Annotated in this window: 17 protein-coding genes and 1 riboswitch; of the genes, 10 read left to right on the top strand and 7 right to left on the bottom strand. The window is 46.4% G+C overall.

What is annotated here, in order from left to right:
• The first annotated feature begins 306 nt into the window (after positions 1-306).
• Positions 307-1,224 carry a DUF8832 domain-containing protein gene (locus NG795_RS25865; protein ID WP_367291483.1) on the top strand — a complete coding sequence of 306 codons (918 nt, stop codon included), beginning with the start codon at positions 307-309 and terminating at the stop codon, positions 1,222-1,224.
• A 59-nt stretch (positions 1,225-1,283) separates the two neighbouring features.
• On the opposite strand, the gene NG795_RS25860 is transcribed toward NG795_RS25865, so the two are convergent.
• Positions 1,284-1,853 (bottom strand): DUF981 family protein, encoded by a 570-nt coding sequence (locus NG795_RS25860; protein ID WP_367291482.1) that lies wholly within the window; start codon positions 1,851-1,853, stop codon positions 1,284-1,286.
• A 146-nt stretch (positions 1,854-1,999) separates the two neighbouring features.
• Positions 2,000-2,602: a cytochrome b/b6 domain-containing protein gene (locus NG795_RS25855; RefSeq protein WP_367291481.1), complete on the bottom strand. Its 603-nt coding sequence runs from the start codon at positions 2,600-2,602 to the stop codon at positions 2,000-2,002.
• A gap of 340 nt (positions 2,603-2,942) precedes the next feature.
• Here NG795_RS25855 and NG795_RS25850 point away from each other — a divergent pair, with 340 nt between their 5' ends.
• The 3 genes from NG795_RS25850 (at position 2,943) to NG795_RS25840 (ending at position 5,609) form a co-directional block, all read left to right on the top strand.
• On the top strand, positions 2,943-3,518 hold the full coding sequence (locus NG795_RS25850) for a manganese efflux pump MntP (RefSeq protein WP_367291480.1): 576 nt from the start codon (positions 2,943-2,945) through the stop codon (positions 3,516-3,518).
• Between the two features lie 65 nt (positions 3,519-3,583).
• The gene (locus tag NG795_RS25845; RefSeq protein WP_367291479.1) at positions 3,584-4,768 is read left to right on the top strand and encodes a pyridoxal phosphate-dependent aminotransferase; all 1,185 of its coding nucleotides are present in this window, start codon (positions 3,584-3,586) and stop codon (positions 4,766-4,768) included.
• Positions 4,769-4,811: 43 nt separating this feature from the next.
• On the top strand, positions 4,812-5,609 hold the full coding sequence (locus NG795_RS25840) for a glucosamine-6-phosphate deaminase (protein ID WP_367291478.1): 798 nt from the start codon (positions 4,812-4,814) through the stop codon (positions 5,607-5,609).
• A gap of 112 nt (positions 5,610-5,721) precedes the next feature.
• Here the strand turns inward: NG795_RS25840 and NG795_RS25835 are convergent, their stop codons facing one another.
• Complete coding sequence (locus NG795_RS25835) at positions 5,722-6,570, bottom strand: SGNH/GDSL hydrolase family protein (protein ID WP_367291477.1); 849 nt, start codon at positions 6,568-6,570, stop codon at positions 5,722-5,724.
• Positions 6,571-7,074: 504 nt separating this feature from the next.
• Positions 7,075-7,527, bottom strand: coding sequence for a peroxiredoxin (locus NG795_RS25830; RefSeq protein ID WP_367291476.1), 453 nt, complete (start codon positions 7,525-7,527; stop codon positions 7,075-7,077).
• A 196-nt stretch (positions 7,528-7,723) separates the two neighbouring features.
• Between NG795_RS25830 and NG795_RS25825 the strand changes: the two genes are divergently transcribed.
• Positions 7,724-8,311 carry a tetratricopeptide repeat protein gene (locus NG795_RS25825; RefSeq protein ID WP_367291475.1) on the top strand — a complete coding sequence of 196 codons (588 nt, stop codon included), beginning with the start codon at positions 7,724-7,726 and terminating at the stop codon, positions 8,309-8,311.
• 22 nt (positions 8,312-8,333) lie between these two features.
• Here the strand turns inward: NG795_RS25825 and NG795_RS25820 are convergent, their stop codons facing one another.
• Together NG795_RS25820 and NG795_RS25815 are read right to left on the bottom strand one after the other, a co-directional pair.
• Positions 8,334-9,221, bottom strand: coding sequence for a metal ABC transporter permease (locus NG795_RS25820; protein ID WP_367291474.1), 888 nt, complete (start codon positions 9,219-9,221; stop codon positions 8,334-8,336).
• 303 nt (positions 9,222-9,524) lie between these two features.
• A complete protein-coding gene (locus NG795_RS25815; RefSeq protein WP_367291473.1) occupies positions 9,525-10,322 on the bottom strand; it encodes a metal ABC transporter ATP-binding protein in 798 nt (265 codons plus the stop codon).
• Positions 10,323-10,399: 77 nt separating this feature from the next.
• Here NG795_RS25815 and NG795_RS25810 point away from each other — a divergent pair, with 77 nt between their 5' ends.
• Positions 10,400-11,398 (top strand): metal ABC transporter solute-binding protein, Zn/Mn family, encoded by a 999-nt coding sequence (locus tag NG795_RS25810; protein WP_367291472.1) that lies wholly within the window; start codon positions 10,400-10,402, stop codon positions 11,396-11,398.
• A gap of 151 nt (positions 11,399-11,549) precedes the next feature.
• Here the strand turns inward: NG795_RS25810 and NG795_RS25805 are convergent, their stop codons facing one another.
• Positions 11,550-11,906: a hypothetical protein gene (locus NG795_RS25805; RefSeq protein ID WP_367291471.1), complete on the bottom strand. Its 357-nt coding sequence runs from the start codon at positions 11,904-11,906 to the stop codon at positions 11,550-11,552.
• 727 nt (positions 11,907-12,633) lie between these two features.
• Here NG795_RS25805 and NG795_RS25800 point away from each other — a divergent pair.
• From NG795_RS25800 to NG795_RS25785, 4 genes are all read left to right on the top strand, one after another.
• Positions 12,634-12,888, top strand: a complete 255-nt coding sequence (locus NG795_RS25800; protein WP_367291470.1) for a DUF7219 family protein — start codon at positions 12,634-12,636, stop codon at positions 12,886-12,888.
• A 121-nt stretch (positions 12,889-13,009) separates the two neighbouring features.
• Positions 13,010-13,588 carry a Crp/Fnr family transcriptional regulator gene (locus NG795_RS25795; protein WP_367291469.1) on the top strand — a complete coding sequence of 193 codons (579 nt, stop codon included), beginning with the start codon at positions 13,010-13,012 and terminating at the stop codon, positions 13,586-13,588.
• Positions 13,589-13,752: 164 nt separating this feature from the next.
• Positions 13,753-13,928: riboswitch (cobalamin riboswitch) on the top strand.
• 429 nt (positions 13,929-14,357) lie between these two features.
• Positions 14,358-14,966, top strand: a complete 609-nt coding sequence (locus NG795_RS25790; RefSeq protein WP_367291468.1) for a HupE/UreJ family protein — start codon at positions 14,358-14,360, stop codon at positions 14,964-14,966.
• A 677-nt stretch (positions 14,967-15,643) separates the two neighbouring features.
• Entirely contained in the window at positions 15,644-17,110 is a 1,467-nt protein-coding gene (locus tag NG795_RS25785) for a hypothetical protein (protein WP_367291467.1), read from the top strand.
• Positions 17,111-17,268: the final 158 nt, after the last annotated feature.

Raw genomic sequence — 17,268 nt, 5'->3', positions numbered from 1 at the left:
CGGAAACGACTAAAGTCGTTACTACGAACATGACGAAAAGACTGAAATTGGGCAATCGGACCCGGAAACGACTGAAGTCGTGACGTTGAACAGTGGAGAGGATATTTCATTTCAATTTCATAATTTTATGACAGACTAAAAAATGATGAACTTGTGAAGGGATTTTTTATGAATGAGAAAATTTTATCATAAAAAACAAATCAATGGATCAATTCTCCTAAGCAGGGCTGGAATACAGCCGGATTTTCCGGATCTTAGTCTAAACTATCCCCAATATTCTCTTACACACAAACAGGATAAACAGTCATGAATCGGTTGGTTATTGCCGCTGCGATCGCCTCTAGTTTATTGGTCATTCCCGGTTGTTACACCCCCACCTCCGAGGCATCATTAAATGAATCCTCCGAGGTAGAAGGGATGGAATCTAATCACGCTGAAGGGATGGGAGATGGACATCATCAGCATCATCAGCAGCATCACCCGGATTCTCATTCAGAACATTCTGAGGAGGGTCCCGGGGAACCGCAGAAGGCGACTCTAGCAAAACTCACGGTTCCCTCGGCGATCGCAGCCAATCAACCCGTTGCTTTAGGGATTGAGATTCAAGATACTGCTGGAAATCCAGTCTCAGAATTTGATATTGTCCATGAAAAAAAGATGCACTTAATTGTAGTGAGTGATGATTTGCAGTTCTTCTCGCATCTCCATCCCACTCAGAATCAAGCGGGACAATTTCAAGTGGAAAATATTTTTCCCAGTGGTGGAAATTATACCCTGTTTGCTGATTACAAACCGACGGGGGATGCACAACGAGTTTCCGCGTTAAAAACGAGGGTAGAGGGAAATCCAACCCCGCCACCAGAGATGACTTTAACGCGATCGCAAACCCTTGAGAACACAAAGGTGGGGTTGATGTTACCCACAGAGGCAATTTCCGCCGGTGAACCGATTACTGTTGCTTTCCATCTGGAAGATACTCAGACTCAAACGATGGTCACGGATTTGCAGCCTTATTTAGGAGAATTGGGTCATTTAGTGGTTGTCAAACAATCTGATTCTCCTACAGAATCCGATTACATTCATGCTCATCCCATGCCGAATCGTTTACCGGGAAATCTGGAATTTATGACCCAGTTTCCAGAACCGGGAAACTATAAAATATGGGGAGAATTTAACCGCAATGGCAAGATAATTGCCGCCGAGTTTTGGATAACGGTTCAGTAAATTAGCCTCAGTTTATCCCCTCGATTCCAGGACAAGGCACTGCCTCGTCCTGGATTTTTTTATCTCATCGTAGGCGGGACCCAATCGGTATAGTCTGCTAAATGTCCCCAATAGGAAAGATAGCCAGTAATCGCCCAAATCAGTCCAGCGATCGCAATGGTAACGGCCCCAACAGTTCGCAGGGTTGAGTTATTTCTCAGATAAAGCGATGGCGTGGCTAAAACACCCCCTAAGCCGGAAATAATAAAGCCAATTCCGGACATCAAAGGCCGCCTAGTCATGCCTAAATTAATGATTTGCACCCCGACAACAATCGAGGCTAAACCGGCAAAAAAGGCGTAAATCGTCACCGTAATTAAATCCCAATCCGCAGCTAGGGCGACGGCTGCACCCATAAAGACAATTCCAAACAAAACGGACATTTCCCCAAAGGCTACATTAAAACTCCCGCGAATCGGCCAAGTCCATATCATGTGTAACCCCGTCACCAATGCTACTGAACCTGTCATTCCAAAGCCAGGAATCCAGCGTTTTTGGCGGATATTATCTAATCCCTCATAAATATAGTAAGCCAGCAAAAAATGACCGGCTACTAAGTTAATTAGCATTAAGCTAATGTAATTAATCATGACTGACCCTCTCTGATTTCTATTTAGAGTGGCAAGGTTTGATTGTACCCTAAGACGGGGAAATCTGGGTCACAGAGGGTTAAAAACTAGCAGAACAACGGAAATCCCCCCCTCCTCAATTGATGTGTCAGGAGAACGGACCCTACCTACCAACGGGGATGGCGGAACCATTCCTGGATTTTTTGGGGCCATAACTTGGGACTTTCCTGCGATCGATAGTCGGTTTGAATCATGGATTGCCATAGGGGAATTCCTCCCACTTTTGCACTCAATAGCAGGTGGAAGGTGAGGGCTAATCCTATCAAAATCCACGCGGTTAAATGGAGGAAATAAGCCGGTTGATTCATCTGGCCCTGGGGTAGCCAGTTTTCATCCTGAAACTTACCCGTAATGACTGCTAATCCCGCTGCTAATAAGATGACGGTATTGGCAATCCGATGTAAGGCAATCCACCCACTTGGTTTACCAACCTGGCGAAGTTTTGAAAGAGAATTTTTGGCCGCTAAACGGTGGCGTCCCACACGCACACTGTAAATGGCAAAGGCTATAAAAATAAAGAACAAAAAAAAGCCAAATGTGCCATGAATATCAATCAGGTTTCGGTTCGCCTCGGATAGCCCTAGGCCACCCCAGCGTCCATCCCAGCTATCATAAACTAAAAAGCCCGTAATGAAAGCCCCGAGGACTAAAATGGCATTTAAACCATGCAACAATCGCAGCAGAAAGGGTTGATAAGGAATGGAACGCATAAACTACTCTGATTTTTGTCAAGGGATTCCCCAATTTTACAACGGCCGGTCTGATTCTGATATAAAATAGGGTTACCCCGGCGCTTAACCTCTAGGACTCACCTTGGAGTTACTTCGCCTATATCCGGGAGATTCTGGAGATTACAAAAATGATTAAATAATGAAAAATATTCCCCAATTTCCTGGAATATCGGGCTGGATAGGTCAGGGAATTTGTCCAAAATTGATGGATATTTTCATTATTATTTCATTATTTTTATTCTATTGAAACTTGTAAAAGTGACTTAAATAGGGTAGGATGAAGTCTCTACCGTTAAAGAGACAGAGGTTAGCCAAGACAGTGAGCTTTATCACAACTTTCTTGATATCTTTAGGATTGGCAATGGATGCTTTTGCCGTGGCGATCGGCAGTGGGATGGCTTTGAAAAAAGTGAAGCTGTATGATGCAGTGTTAGTGGCTACTTTTTTCGGGGGATTCCAGTTATTTATGCCCTTACTGGGTTGGATAGCGGGATTAGGCATCCGAGAAGCTATTTCCGGTGTGGATCATTGGATTGCGTTTTTGCTGTTGGGATTTATCGGCGGTAAAATGGTTCATGAATCTCTCTATGAAGAGGAAGGAGTGGAGGAAACAAAACCGTCAAATCCACGAAATTTATATATTTTGTTAGGATTAGCCGTTGCCACGAGTATTGATGCCTTAGCGGTGGGATTGAGTGTTTCGCTGTTACAAACTTCCATTGTCGAGTTAGCGGTGGTGATTGGGATTGTCACTTTTGTTTTATCCTTTGCTGGGGTCTATATCGGGAATCGCGTGGGTAACTTTTGTGAAAAGCAAGTGACAATTCTAGGCGGGGTGATTTTAATCGGAATCGGCGTGAAAATCTTAATGGAACATTTAATGGTTGCGGGTTAGCCGATCGCCCCTTTCATTCCCCATTTCTTGTATGCTAGAAAACAATGAGATGGAGGATGAAGCTAATGGACCCGATACTTTCTCGCATGGAGGGAGTGCAATCCCCGATTATTCCACAGATTGGGGAACTGATTCGCACTTATCCCGGTACGCTTTCTTTGGGACAAGGGGTGGTGTATTATCCCCCACCGCCTGCGGCATTTGAACGCATGACTGACTGTTTGGCGGATCCCAATAATCATAAGTATCAAGCGGTGGAAGGGATTCCGGCATTACAAGCAGCGATCGCCACTAAACTGCAATCGGAAAATGGCATTCCTATCAACGATGATAGTAAAATAATTGTGACTGCTGGGGGAAATATGGCGTTTATGAATGCCATTCTGGCGATTACTTCCCCTGGGGATGAAATTATTATCCAAACTCCTTATTATTTCAATCATGAAATGGCGATCGCCATTGCGGGATGTCAAGCAGTTTGTGTGGCAACCGATGAAAACTATCAACTCCGTCCCGAGGCGATCGCTGCCGCCATTACCGATAAAACCCGGGCAATTGTCACCATTTCTCCCAATAATCCGACAGGTGCAGTTTATTCCGAAACTGCCTTACGCCAAGTCAATCAACTCTGTGGCGATCACGGCATTTATCATATCAGTGATGAAGCTTATGAATATTTTACCTACGATGGCGCAACCCATTTTTCACCGGGTTCTATCCCTAATAGCCATTCCCACACCATTTCTCTGTTTAGTCTCTCCAAAGCTTATGGATTTGCCGGATGGCGAATTGGCTATATGGTCATTCCTAAATCCCTGCTGACTGCGGTCAAAAAAATTCAAGATACTATCTTGATTTGTCCCCCGGTGATGTCCCAATATGTCGCATTAGGTGCATTAGAAGCTGGGAGAGACTATTGCTTAAAACATCTGCCTATTATCTCAGAAATGCGGGACTTATGCCTGAAACGCTTCTCAGACTTACCTGAATTTTGTACCGTGCCCGAAGCGAAAGGTGCTTTTTACTTTTTCGTCAAACTGGAAAGCAAACTATCCCCAATGGAAGCGGCTAAATTGCTGATTGAAAAATTTCGGATTGCCACGATCCCCGGTACTACATTTGGGATTGAAAGCGGGTGTTTCCTGCGGGTTTCTTATGCGGGATTGGACCGCGAAACAGCATTGAGAGGGATTAATCGCTTATTTCGCGGATTAGGGACGATGTACAAAACTCCCCATTCCCGTATGTAAAAATAGGAGAGTCTCGTTTAGAACTCTCTTACCCGTGAAAATTATGGCTGATCCATCGAATACTTCCAAATTAACCCCTCCCCTGAAAGTTTTTTCGGTGGATGCCTTGGCGGTTCGTCTGTTTGCTACCGAAGCGGAGATGGCATGGGATGCTGCGGTTGCCGCCAGTGATATCTTAGAACAGGCGATCGCCCAAGGGGGGGAGGCGAGGGTACTTTTGGCAACAGGGAATTCTCAAATTGAATTTCTGGAGGCGGCGATCGCCTTAAATCGGGTGGATTGGTCCCGGGTTGTCTTCTTTCATTTAGATGAATATCTGGGAATTCCCGCCACCCATCCGGCGAGTTTTCGCAGCTACTTGCGCGATCGCGTGGAAAATCAGGTCCATCCTGCCGCCTTCCATTACATCAACGGAGATGCGATCGAACCCCTGAAAGAATGCGATCGCTATAGCCAATTATTACTAGAAAAACCCATTGATTTATGCTGCTTGGGAGTGGGAGAAAATGGTCACTTAGCCTTTAATGAACCGGGGATTGCCGATTTTAACGACCCTTACCCCATTAAACTGGTGAAATTAGCCCATGCCACCCATCAACAATTGGTGAATCAAGGACAATTTCCCACCCTGGAATCGGTGCCCAAATATGCCTTTACCCTCACCATTCCCCAGCTTTGTGCCGCCCAAAATATCATCTGCCTCGCCCCTTCCCGACGCAAAACCCAGATTGTCCAACAGATGTTATCTCATCCCATCACTCCGGAAATTCCGGCAACAATTTTGCGACTACAATCCCACGCCACCTTATTTTTAGACCAAGATTCTGCTGGGGAATTTTAACCGAATCTCCTTAAACTTTGACTCAAGTAAGAGTAGGGTGGGCACTGCCCACATAGCTGTTCGGACTGGGCATTGCCCACCCTACTACAATTGCTTCAGGGGAGGGTTTGGGCTATTTTATTTTTTGGAGTTCCTTGCCCGAACTCATATCAGGACCGATCGCCGCTTCGCTGTTTTCTAATAGCTGAAAAGCGTAGACCCCCAGTTTTTCATGGGCAAAAGTGGTCGGATGAATATCATCCCAAAATAGATACTCCTGGGGATTTTGACAAATCATCCCCCTCTGTTGATTCAGACAAGGTTCGGTGACATTTCTAAACCCAAAATCTGCCGGGTTATCCAACACCCGATTATAAATTTCATTAACATTCAAAGGAATAATTTCTACCTCAGAACCGAATCGGCTGCTCAACTGTTGCAGAGACTCCGCCAATCCCTGATTATGCAATCGAATTAATTCATTTAACTGCACCGAACTCTGACCATTTCTAGTTCCGGGTAAATTCCCTAAATCAGGCAGATTAGGCACGAGGAAATTTTGAGCGCCCATTGCAGCTAGAGTGGCGATCGCCTCCGAAACATTCGATACAGGGTGATTGGGATTTCTCTCCTGATTTCCCAGATAATCGTTCGGGCCAGCCCAAACAATATAGAGGGCATTCGGGTCTGCTGAATCTTGGGTTTGTTGGAAGCGATTCACCTGATCCAACAGTCCTTGCGACGGGGTTCCATTCCGATTCATTTCCCCAGTCGTCGCCCCTCCAAATGCAAAATTCGTATCCGGATTAAACGGTATATTTAGCTGTTTTGCCAGATATTCTACCCACACCGGGCCATTAGAAAAACGCCCCTGAAAATACAAGGAACTGGGTGGAAATTGAGCTTGGGACTGTTCAAATAATTGCCCCGTATCGGAGAGACTGTCACCAAAAACATATATCTCGCTAAAGTTGGCTGCCATAACTGGACCTGGAATTAGAAAAGAAAAAAGGACGGCTGCACTCGCTAAAATCCGTTGTCGCATGGTAATGTTCAGAGAATCTCCTGGGGGTTGTCACCGGGTATGGAAAGAGTCGCTATCCGGACTCCCTCATTTCAATTCTCTGGCGGAAGAAAGGACGGTCCGGATAACTCTATCTTTTCATGCCCCTAGCCCGGTTGCCCTCTCTCTTGAGTCGGACATTTCCCAGGGATTTCCCCAGTCCCCTCACCAGTTAGACATAATAATTTTTAGCGCCCTTTCCAGAAAAATCTCTCTTTAGAATAGGTACTTTTTTTTAAATTAGGTGCTACAATTAATCGAATTATAAACCGACCTAAATTGCCGCTTATAACTTCCGCAAGATTTAATTTTAACCCTTAAATGTAGGGGCGATTCGTGAATCGCCCTACAATAGATGAGCTCTTTCAGAATTCAAAAAGTCCTCTTTTTCAGGGTGACCTCCCCAAAATTGAGTGATTCGGGTTAAATGTCTTTGAGTGTTTTGAGAGACTCTTCCACATGACCCTCAAAATTCATCATGGAATTGAAGATATGGCGGACAACGCCCTGTTTATCAATCACATAAGTGACGCGCCCGGGGAGGAGTCCCAGGGTTGAAGGGACCCCATAGAGCTTGCGAAGGGCTTTATCGCGATCGCTTAACAGGGTAAAGGGCAGACTGTATTTACTGGCAAATTTTTGGTGAGAATCCGCTGAATCGCTGCTGACCCCAATGACTTCAGCCCCTGCTTGTTTGAACTGTTCATAACTATCCCGAAAGGCGCAAGATTCCTTCGTGCATCCGGGAGTATCATCTTTGGGATAAAAATAGAGCACCACACTCGATTTCCCTCGAAAATCGCTGAGTTTAACGGGTTCGCCGGTTTGAGATGGCAAACTAAAATCCGGGGCGGTATCTCCAATTTGTACGCTCATAATCCCTAGTCCTGGGTATTTTCTTTGCAAAATGTTAACTTTTGTAATGTTACCGCAATTTGTCCCCGCAATGGTAGACCTCCCCGGTGAAGAAATTAGAGGAAGGCTTGATTTAGCCATCAGACTAGGCACTCTGATAAATTCTGAGTGCAGGTCCTGTCATCATCTACACAAGATTACAAAAAATTAATCAATCATGATTCGACATTTCTTCACCTGTGGACTCGCTGGTTTAGTCCTTGTCACCGCGATACCCAGGATTTCCCATGCCACGCTGCCTCCCGTAAGTCAGCGCACTTCCCCAGGGGATTTAGAACAGGCAGAAGCTTACAATAACCAGGGATATGATTTAGCAAGTCAGGGAAAATTCATCGAAGCTGTGGCCGCTTTTGAACAAGCGATCGCCCTGTATCCCGATTATGATACTGCCTACAATAACCTAGGAATTGCTTATGCCCAACTGGGAAATTTCTCAGCAGCCGTCAGCGCCTTTGAACAAGCACTTACCCTGAATGCTGGCAATGTAGAATACTATAATAACCTCGGTAGTGCTTTGGGTTCCTTGGGGAGAATCGCCGAAGCGACTAACGTTTTGAGAGAGGCGATCGCCCGCTATCCCAACGAACCCGATAGCCATTTTAATTTAGCCATTGCCTTCTTAAATCAAAATCAATTGTCCGAAGCCATTTCCGCCTTAAAAACTGCCCGAAATTTGTATGAAATTAGAAATAATTTCAGAGCAATTCAACAAATCAATCAAATTTTACAAGACTTAGAACCTTAACCCCAAATCCCGGTAGTTTGCCCTAGCGAAATAACCCTTTGATTTCCTGCCAAAATACAGAAGTCTCCCCTTTTGCCCGAGGATGAGTCAGAATTCCATGACTCGGACTCAATAGCAACGCTAACAGGAAAAACCCTGATACTACTAACACAATCGCGGGACCTGATGGGATGTTTTGATAAAAACTCAAATACATTCCTGTGACACTGGAAACAATGCCAATCAACGCCCCGACAATCATCACCTGATGGAGACGAGGCACTAATAAATAAGCCGTAGCCCCGGGGGCAATCAGCAGGGACAAAACCAGCACTACCCCCACCGCTTTCATACTAGCAACGACCGTTAGGGCAATCAAAACCATTAACCCAAAATTGAGCAAATTTACCGGAAGTCCTGCGGCTTGAGCACCCAAGGGGTCAAAGGTGTAAAACAACAGTTCTTTATACAGTAAAAAAACCACCGCAAGGGTTAAAAAGGCAATCAGGGCGGTGGTTTTTACATCTTCTGAGGTAACGGCGAGAATGTTGCCGAATAAAAAATGATTCAGGTCAATTTTTTCGTCTTTTTGAATCAGGGTAATTAAGGTGATGCCTAGGGCAAAAAAGGAGGATAAAACGATTCCCATTGCGGCATCTTCTTTAATGGGCGATCGCGTTCTAATCCAGGCAATCACCACGGTACTGAGGACCCCGGCAATAAAGGCCCCCACAAAAATATTCGCCCCAATCCCATAAGCAACTGCCAATCCAGGAAGGACCGAATGCCCGATCGCATCTCCTAATAAAGCCAGACGCTGCACCATTAAATAACTGCCAACCACGGCACAAATCAAGCCCACTAAAATCGCCACAATCAGCGATCGTTGCATAAAACTATATTGGAGGGGTTCAATTAATCCGTCTAACATGGCAGGGGAATTTATACAGAATGTAGAGGAGTACAGGGAAAAATAGACCTCTCCCCCCAGCCTTTACAAGAGGATGTTTTTTACGCTAAGGGAACTCAAAAAAATAAAACCCCTAAAATGTTCGTAGTGACTCCTTCACCGAGTCATCTTTAAAAGAAACCCCTGAAGGGGTTACTACGAACATTTGGATGAGTTATTTTTTTGATTTCCCTTAAGTACACCTCCGGTCCCCTTCCCAATACACAGGGGAGGGGACCGGAAAGGTACAAACTTACTCTTATAAGGGCCGGGGGGTTAGGTTCTTTAAGCAGCCCGATCGCTAAAAAACTGTACCTGTCCTTGATAGGCGCGATACATATTGTCCGATCGCAGGACTTGTTGTCGGCCACCACAGGCAATTAATTCCCGATTTAATAGAATTAAATCATCAAAATGGGTAATCGATTCCCCGAGGTCGTGATTCACCACCACCACAATATTTCCCGCTGCGGCGAGTTCGTGAAAAATATCAAACAGGACCGCTTCGGTTTTTTGGTCGATGCCGACAAAGGGCTCATCGAAACAGAATATCTCCGCTTGTTGCGCCAGCGATCGCGCTAAAAAGACGCGCTGCTGTTGTCCCCCGGATAAATCGCCAATTTTGCGGTTGCGGTAGTCACTCATGCCGACTCGGGCGATCGCATCGGAGGCAATTTGACGGCTGACCGTACTATACCGTCTAAACCAGCCGGTTTTTGTGGCCCGTCCCATCATCACCACATCCCAAACCGTGGCAGGATAGGTCCAGTCAATTTGCGATCGCTGGGGAACGTAGGCGATGCGATCGCGTTGTTCCATCAGGGGTTTCCCTTCATAAACCACCCTACCGCTGAGGGTGGGGGTTAATCCTAACATCGCTTTGATTAAGGTGCTTTTCCCGGCACCATTGGGTCCAATAATCCCCGTGAGGCGTCCCCGGCGAATCACGGCGTTGACATCGGTGAGGGCCTGGACCTGGCGATAATTCACCCCCAGATGACTGACACAGATGGCTTGATCTGCCGAAGTTGGCGGCTGATTTTTCCAGGAACTGTCCGGGTTGAACGGGTTAGATCTTTTCATAACGGTTTCTAAAATTTAGCTTTTAATTCCAGGATAGTGTAAATATGAGCCCATTGTGAATCAAATATGAAACAAAAATGAAAATATCTATCCACAGGAGAGCGATCGCAGACTATCAGGGAAAACACTCCCTCTGGAAATTAGCCACCGGACTGATTTTGGGGTTCTGCTTGAGTAGCTGTACTAACCCTGAAGTGAATCAGGCGGGGGAGAGTTCGGGGAGTCAGCCGCAAGTGGTCTCTACCAGTACCATTATTGCCGACTTAGCCGAGTCCATTGCCACCGAAGAGATTCAACTCACCAGTATTTTGACCCCGGGAGTCGATCCCCATATTTATGAACCCGTTCCCGCTGACTCCATTGCCTTGGAGAATGCAGATTTGATTCTTTATAACGGCTATAACCTAGAACCGGGACTCATTAATTTAATGAATGCTGCGGGTGTGAATGCTCGAAAAGTGGCCGTGGGGGAAGTCGTACTCCCTTTGCTGATGGAGAAGCAGGCAGGGACGACCCCGGATCCTCATGTGTGGGGGGATGTCATGAATGCGATCGCAATGGTTAACGGGATTCGGGATGCCTTAAGCGAACTCTCCCCAGAAAATGCCGCTGCGATCGGGGAAAATGCCGCCAACTATACCGCCACCTTGGAAGAACTCCACCGCTGGATTCAAGGGCAAATTGCCACAATTCCCCCGGAAAACCGCCGCTTAGTCACCACTCATGATGCCTTCCAATACTACGCCCAAGGCTATGGGTTAGAGATTATCGGCACGTTAATCGGCATCAGTACCGAGGAACAACCCAGCGCCCAAACCGTGACGCAGTTGGTAGAGGAGATTAAACGAACCCAGGTTCCGGCCATTTTTGCGGAAACCACCATTAATTCCCAACTTATCCGTACTGTAGCAGCGGAGGCCGGAGTTAAATTAGCCGAGCAGGAACTGTATTCCGACTCCATTGGTACCCCCGGTAGCGAGTCCGATTCTTATATTAAGATGATGGTCTCGAATACCCGGGCGGTGGTAGAAGCCTTGGGCGGGACCTATACCCCGTTTGTGATGGCTGAGAATTAGAGGGATGGGGAAGGCGTTCACACCTGCGCCGGGGTAGAGAAAAACTGCCCAATTTGAATTGGCAATTTTTCTTTACCCGTTCTTTACTTTTTCTTGCTAAGTTGGCGCTATTGAATGGGGCGGGAGAATCCTTGCGGTGCGATCAGGCTGTTTAGGCAACAGATTTTTGAGCTTTGGCGTTCAACCTGAGATTGCCCTGACCATCAATGCTGAAATCCACTCCGGGAATTAAGCCTTTGTGAATTAAGCGTTGATAGAGGGTAGTCCGCAGAGTGCTTTGGATTTGATCCATGATATCGGCGGGAATCAGATGGGCGATCGCCCAAACCACGGCGTCCCAGTCCAACCAGAGCAACCGTTCGATACTGACAATGATCACGCCGGATAATTCTTCGAGGGTCATCCGGGTACGGAGATCGGCGATCGTATCTTTCCCGATCGCGAGATGTCGGGTCATGATCACCCGAGTCATTCTGGTGGTTTCTCGTTCTAGTTCTAGGAGGTTCATCTGGGATTCCTTTGGTGATAGTAGGCCGTTGCACAGCAGACTTTTGACGCACCAGCAGCGATCGGGGCAGCCAATGCGTCCGCCTCTCCATCGCGCTTTTGTTAACTCTACCCGAATCCGGGTTAAATCTCTACCTTTTGGAGGATGTTGATTCTTAATTAACTTAAATTGTTGCCTCCCATTTACCGCCGATCGGGGGTCCCCCATCCTTGGCCCTTACTCTTTCCGACTCAGTTTATTGAAGTCGTCCCGCTGAGGGTTCACCGCCCTTGGATTTATTCACTAAATTATTGCGGGATTTGCTAGGGGCTTGAAGCGGTGGCCCCCGGATTCTGCGGCTCTGGAGAGCAGAAGGTCCTAAAGCCCTCAGAAACAAGGATTAATTGAAAATATTTCTTTTGACTGATTTGCCACAGTGCTGACTAAAGATACTCTACTAATAATGCGGTTATTGTTTAAAATAACAAAGCGATCGCCCGGGAAAATCGCTAAAAAACACAGGTCCCAAACTGAGCCGAATTTTCCCCCCGTAATCGCAAAACCTGAACTCGGCGAGGAGTCGCTTTCCGGCCTAGACCCGAACCGCAGACATTGCAGGCCCCTTGCTTAATTGCCACAATTTGGCAATAACGCTAAAGTGGTCAGAAGAGAGAATCTGTGCTAACAACTTCCGGTACAGGGATTGATTCTCCCGCAACTAGCTAAGGGAAAGAGTGGGGTTAAGACAATGCATGACAAATTTGATTTTATATCTCCTCGCAGTCGTTACTACGGCAAAATTACACCAGACCATCCAGAAAATATGGTGTTTAATGCCAACTTGCAGGAGTTTGCCCAGCGCGTGAGCGTAATTAGTTGTTTAGAAACCGGGGGGAAATTACCGCCAGAGGACGCTTACAAACAAATTAAGAGACTTTGGAAACAGCTTAAGCGGACAAAGAAACAATTAAGAATTGGCACTGAGTCCGATGAGGCTGAATAAAATTCCCAACCCGAAAAAAGAGGCGACTGCCCTAGCATTTACCCAATGCAGGTTTGGGGCAGTCGCCTCTTTTCTTATCCCCTTTCAAAACTAACCATAATAATCTCAAAACTATTTGTTTATGACCATTGCAACTTTAGCTTCTGTCCCCTCCACCCTGCGGCGAACATTCAGCCGCAAAGACTCGATTCCGATGTGGCAAGACATCCTGTGGAAAATTGATCGCGGAGTGGTTCGGACGATCGCCTGGACGGAAGATGGGACCACCATCGCCTCCGGATATTGGGGGCCCGGAGATGTGGTGGGGGAACCCCTCTGTTGCATTAACGGCTATCAAATAGAATGTTTAACCTCCGTAGAAGTTAGCATGATTCCCGGGCATCAGTGGCAACAAGTCTTAGATGCTATTCGCACCCACACCCGAAAAACTGAGGAACTCCTGACGATTATTCACTGCAAGCAAGTCCAGGACCGCTTGCTCAAGTTTTTAGTCTGGTTAAGCGATAAATTTGCTCGTCCGGTGGAACAGGGACTGTTGCTAGAATTGCCGATGACCCATCAAGAAATTGCTGAGGCGATCGGCATCTCCCGGGTTACGGTGACTCGCCTCCTCCAACGCCTGGAAAATGAAGGGGCGATCGCCCGTCCCCATCGTCAGTCTATTCTTCTCTACGAATCCGGCGGGTTGCCTCTGGTTTAACTAATCACCCCCCCAGTGGCGATCGCACCTTGATAGAACCCCCAGGGGCTAACCGAGCGTTGGCCCCTTTTTTTGCCCGATGAACCGCCCGGGAACCGAGATCACCGGGCAACTTTTTCCGCTTCTCTTCATTTCCCCAGTCGTAAACTGTCGGCGATGGGGTAAGATATCCCCTATCAGGCGGTTCTGATGGGGTCCAGCCATCAGACGCAAGGGGGAAAGCCCGGTCCCAATCCGGCACTGTCCCGCAACTGTGATCCCAATCCCAGCTTCCCGGTAAATCTCTATTTGCCCTCTGGGGTCGGTAAGTCAGAATGCCCACCGCCGCGATCGTCCACCCTTACATTCATCTGCGAGGTACAGATGGGCATTGATTTTCCTTTACTAGAACACTCTATTCTGTCGATAGTAGCCCTTGCGCGCAACAGTGCGGCAGCGCGATCGTACTTTTGACTCCACACCCATGCCAAGGGGAAAAATTTGCTGACTTTGTGAGTTCTCTAAACTAGACCGAGTTCTCACATTCTAGCCAATTTTCCGGAAATCCAGGTCTCGGAATGATTCCGAGTGCCTGATTTTTACTCCCCATTGCCCGGGGTGAATCCTCACTTTTCCCGAGGAACGGAGTCTCAGCCGCACTTATGCCCCTGACCTGACTCACTTATAGATGTTAAACCAATCAATTTTTTTAACCTAACCCATGCTTAAGCCAACCCTCAACCGATTTCCATTTGTTCTACCCCGGCACCCCAAAATAACCGGGGGAGTAATGCTCGTTGCCCTTGCCATTGCCTTGTTCTGGGGAATCGAACCGGCATTCGCTCATCACCCTATGAATTCTGCCACCCCGAGTAATGTTTGGGAAGGACTACTCTCAGGATTCGCACATCCGATGATCGGGTTGGATCATTTCGCCTTTGTCGTGGCGATCGCCTTACTCTGTGCCTTCCATCCCTACGGCATCGCGATTCCCATCACCTTTGCGATCGCGGCAATGGGAGGAACCGGAATACACCTCCTCAGTGTAGATATTCCTGCGGTAGAAATCATCATTGCCGCTTCCGTGATCACCGTCGGAATCCTCCTCGCCATGAAAGAACGGCCTAATTTAAAGCTTATCGCGGCGATCGCTGCCGTCGCTGGCATCTTTCATGGCTATGCCTACGGTGAAGCCATCATCGGCGCAGAAACCGCCCCTCTCCTCGCTTACCTGATGGGATTTACCGCCATTCAAATTGCGATCGCCTCCGCTGCGATCGGCTTCGTCCGCAAAACCCTCACCGCGTTGGATCAAGACCCCAACTTATCCCTGCGATTTGCTGGATTTGCGATCGGTGGCATCGGCGCAGCATTTCTCGCCTCTTCACTTGTAGGTTAATCCCCGTTCTTTCCCTACTCTCGTGTTTCAAAGACTAACTAGAGACACCTAAGCCCCCAGTCCTTACAACGGTAAGTTTTTACGATTCCTCACGAGGACAACTTACTGTTGTAAGGCCCACAGTCCCCCATTTCAGCAGTAGGAACAGAGCTGAACCCTATAATAAGACGGAAATTGGCGCATTTTAGAAAATGTTAGGAAATGAGGTGAGTAAAGCCTCCCCCAGGGCCTGGGTCGCCAATCCAGGGCGTAACTCCTGTTTTTAATTTAGGCCCGGTTGATCACAAAAGTATCCAATCTTCCATTTAACCGAAATTCCACAGGTTAAAGAGGGCTTTACTCTTTATGAGTCCCCCAAACTTTTTTTAGGATTTTAAAGCAATAACCCTTACAGGGCAAATACTTCAGGCTTTAAAAGCACAATACTTTTAAAAGTGTAGTCGATTTTACTTAAGAAAGGGAAGGAATCGGCTAATAAGCAGTGCGGTGAACTTACATTGCACTCAGCCCTAGAGAAGGGGTTAAAGATTTTACCATCCCCTCAGAAAATTTAGCAACAAACTTTTTGGATTAACAGAACTTATTATTTTTTGAAAAAAAAGACGACTATATCTCTTGACAGGGAACTTTTTGTGAGTTAATCTACATTACTAAGTCTTACCCAATCAATTAAAATTATGCTCATCCTAGACCACGTTCAGCGCGTTCAACTTTCGGATGTTTTTGTACCCGTTCAAGGCGGAATAGTAAATGATGTTTTTATTAATATAAAGCCATTTACAGGGGTAAATAACTTTGCCAATATCGTCCCGGTCACTAACTTTGCTAAATCCTTTTTGAGCAATTACCCCAACCCTAATGAATTTTATGAAAATATCAGCAAGAATTTGTCGGCAGCAATTTATAATAATGCCGAAATCTTGGGACTGGCATCAACAATGGAATCCGTATCAATTGAAATGGTCCGTGAACCTATTGCGGCTTTACCTTATCCTTTTGTCAGTCAAAGCATACAAAATTCAGCCGGCAATAGGGCACAGTTTACACAATTAGAACTCAACAATCTTGTGATTCCCGTCCAGGGAGGAACCGTTGGGAATGCGACGATTAATCTTGATTTTGTTGATAATTTAGCCGCATTCCCGGACATTACTCCTCTGGCTAACTTTGCTCGAAGTTATCTTACTACTTATGCCAATCCTAACGACTTCTATGACAATGTAAGTCAGAATTTAACGGCCACAATTGTCAATAATGCTGGAGCCTTCGGATTGGCAGGGGCACTAGATTCCATCTCCGTTGAACTGGTACGTGGCCCTAATGCAGGTGTACCTCATCCGTTGGTGAGTACATCAATCGGTACTCCGGGAGGGGGTTTGGACCACAATATAAGAGTGGAAATTGAAGATCTGTTTATACCCGTTCAAGGCGGAATAGTGAATGATGTTGTGCTGTCCATCGATTACCTAAACGGTGTAGGAACCTTTCCTGATATTATCCCGGTGACCAACTTTGTCAAATCCTTTCTGAACACTTATCCCAATCCTAACGATTTCTATGAAAATGTTAACAAGAATTTGACAGCAGCGATTGTGAATAATGCCGCAGGATTAGGACTAGCAGGAACAATGGAGTCCGTATCCATCGAACTAACCCGGGGACCCATTGCTACTTTACCCTATAATTTTGTCAGTCAAAACATCCGAAATTCAGCCGGAAATAACCAGCAAATTACCCAATTAGAATTGGAAGATTTGTTAATACCCGTGCAGGGAGGAACTATTGCCGATGGGCTCCTCACTCTGGATTTTGTTGATAACTTAGAAGTCTTCCCTGATATTACGCCCCTGGCTAATTTTACCCGAGATTATCTGACGAATTATGCCAATACTAACGACTTTTATGATAATGTAAGTCAGAATTTAACAGCCACCATTGTCAATAATGCTGGAGCATTCGGATTGGCAGGCGCACTAGATTCCCTCACCCTTGATCTGCGACGTGCGCCCAATGCAGATTTATCTCATCCTTTGATCAGTACATCAACGGCCATACCCGCTGCACCCACCAATAATCCCCTGACCGCCAGCGAATCTGTGGAAATTTTCCCCCAAAATTTTTCCCATGAATTGGCTCTATTTTAACCGAAGTGAAGGGGGGGGATTTATCGATTAATTTATAAATTCCCCAATTATTTAGGGTGAAACGAAGTCGATTTAATGAATCCTTCGCTTCACTCTTTTTCAGATTTATCCCTACTGGTAACCGCTTTCTGAGCCATTCATGATGAGGGCCACCTCAG

Source organism: Laspinema palackyanum D2c (assembly GCF_025370875.1).
In the GTDB taxonomy this organism is placed as follows: domain Bacteria; phylum Cyanobacteriota; class Cyanobacteriia; order Cyanobacteriales; family Laspinemataceae; genus Laspinema; species Laspinema palackyanum.
This window is presented reverse-complemented; position numbering and strand designations above follow the sequence as displayed.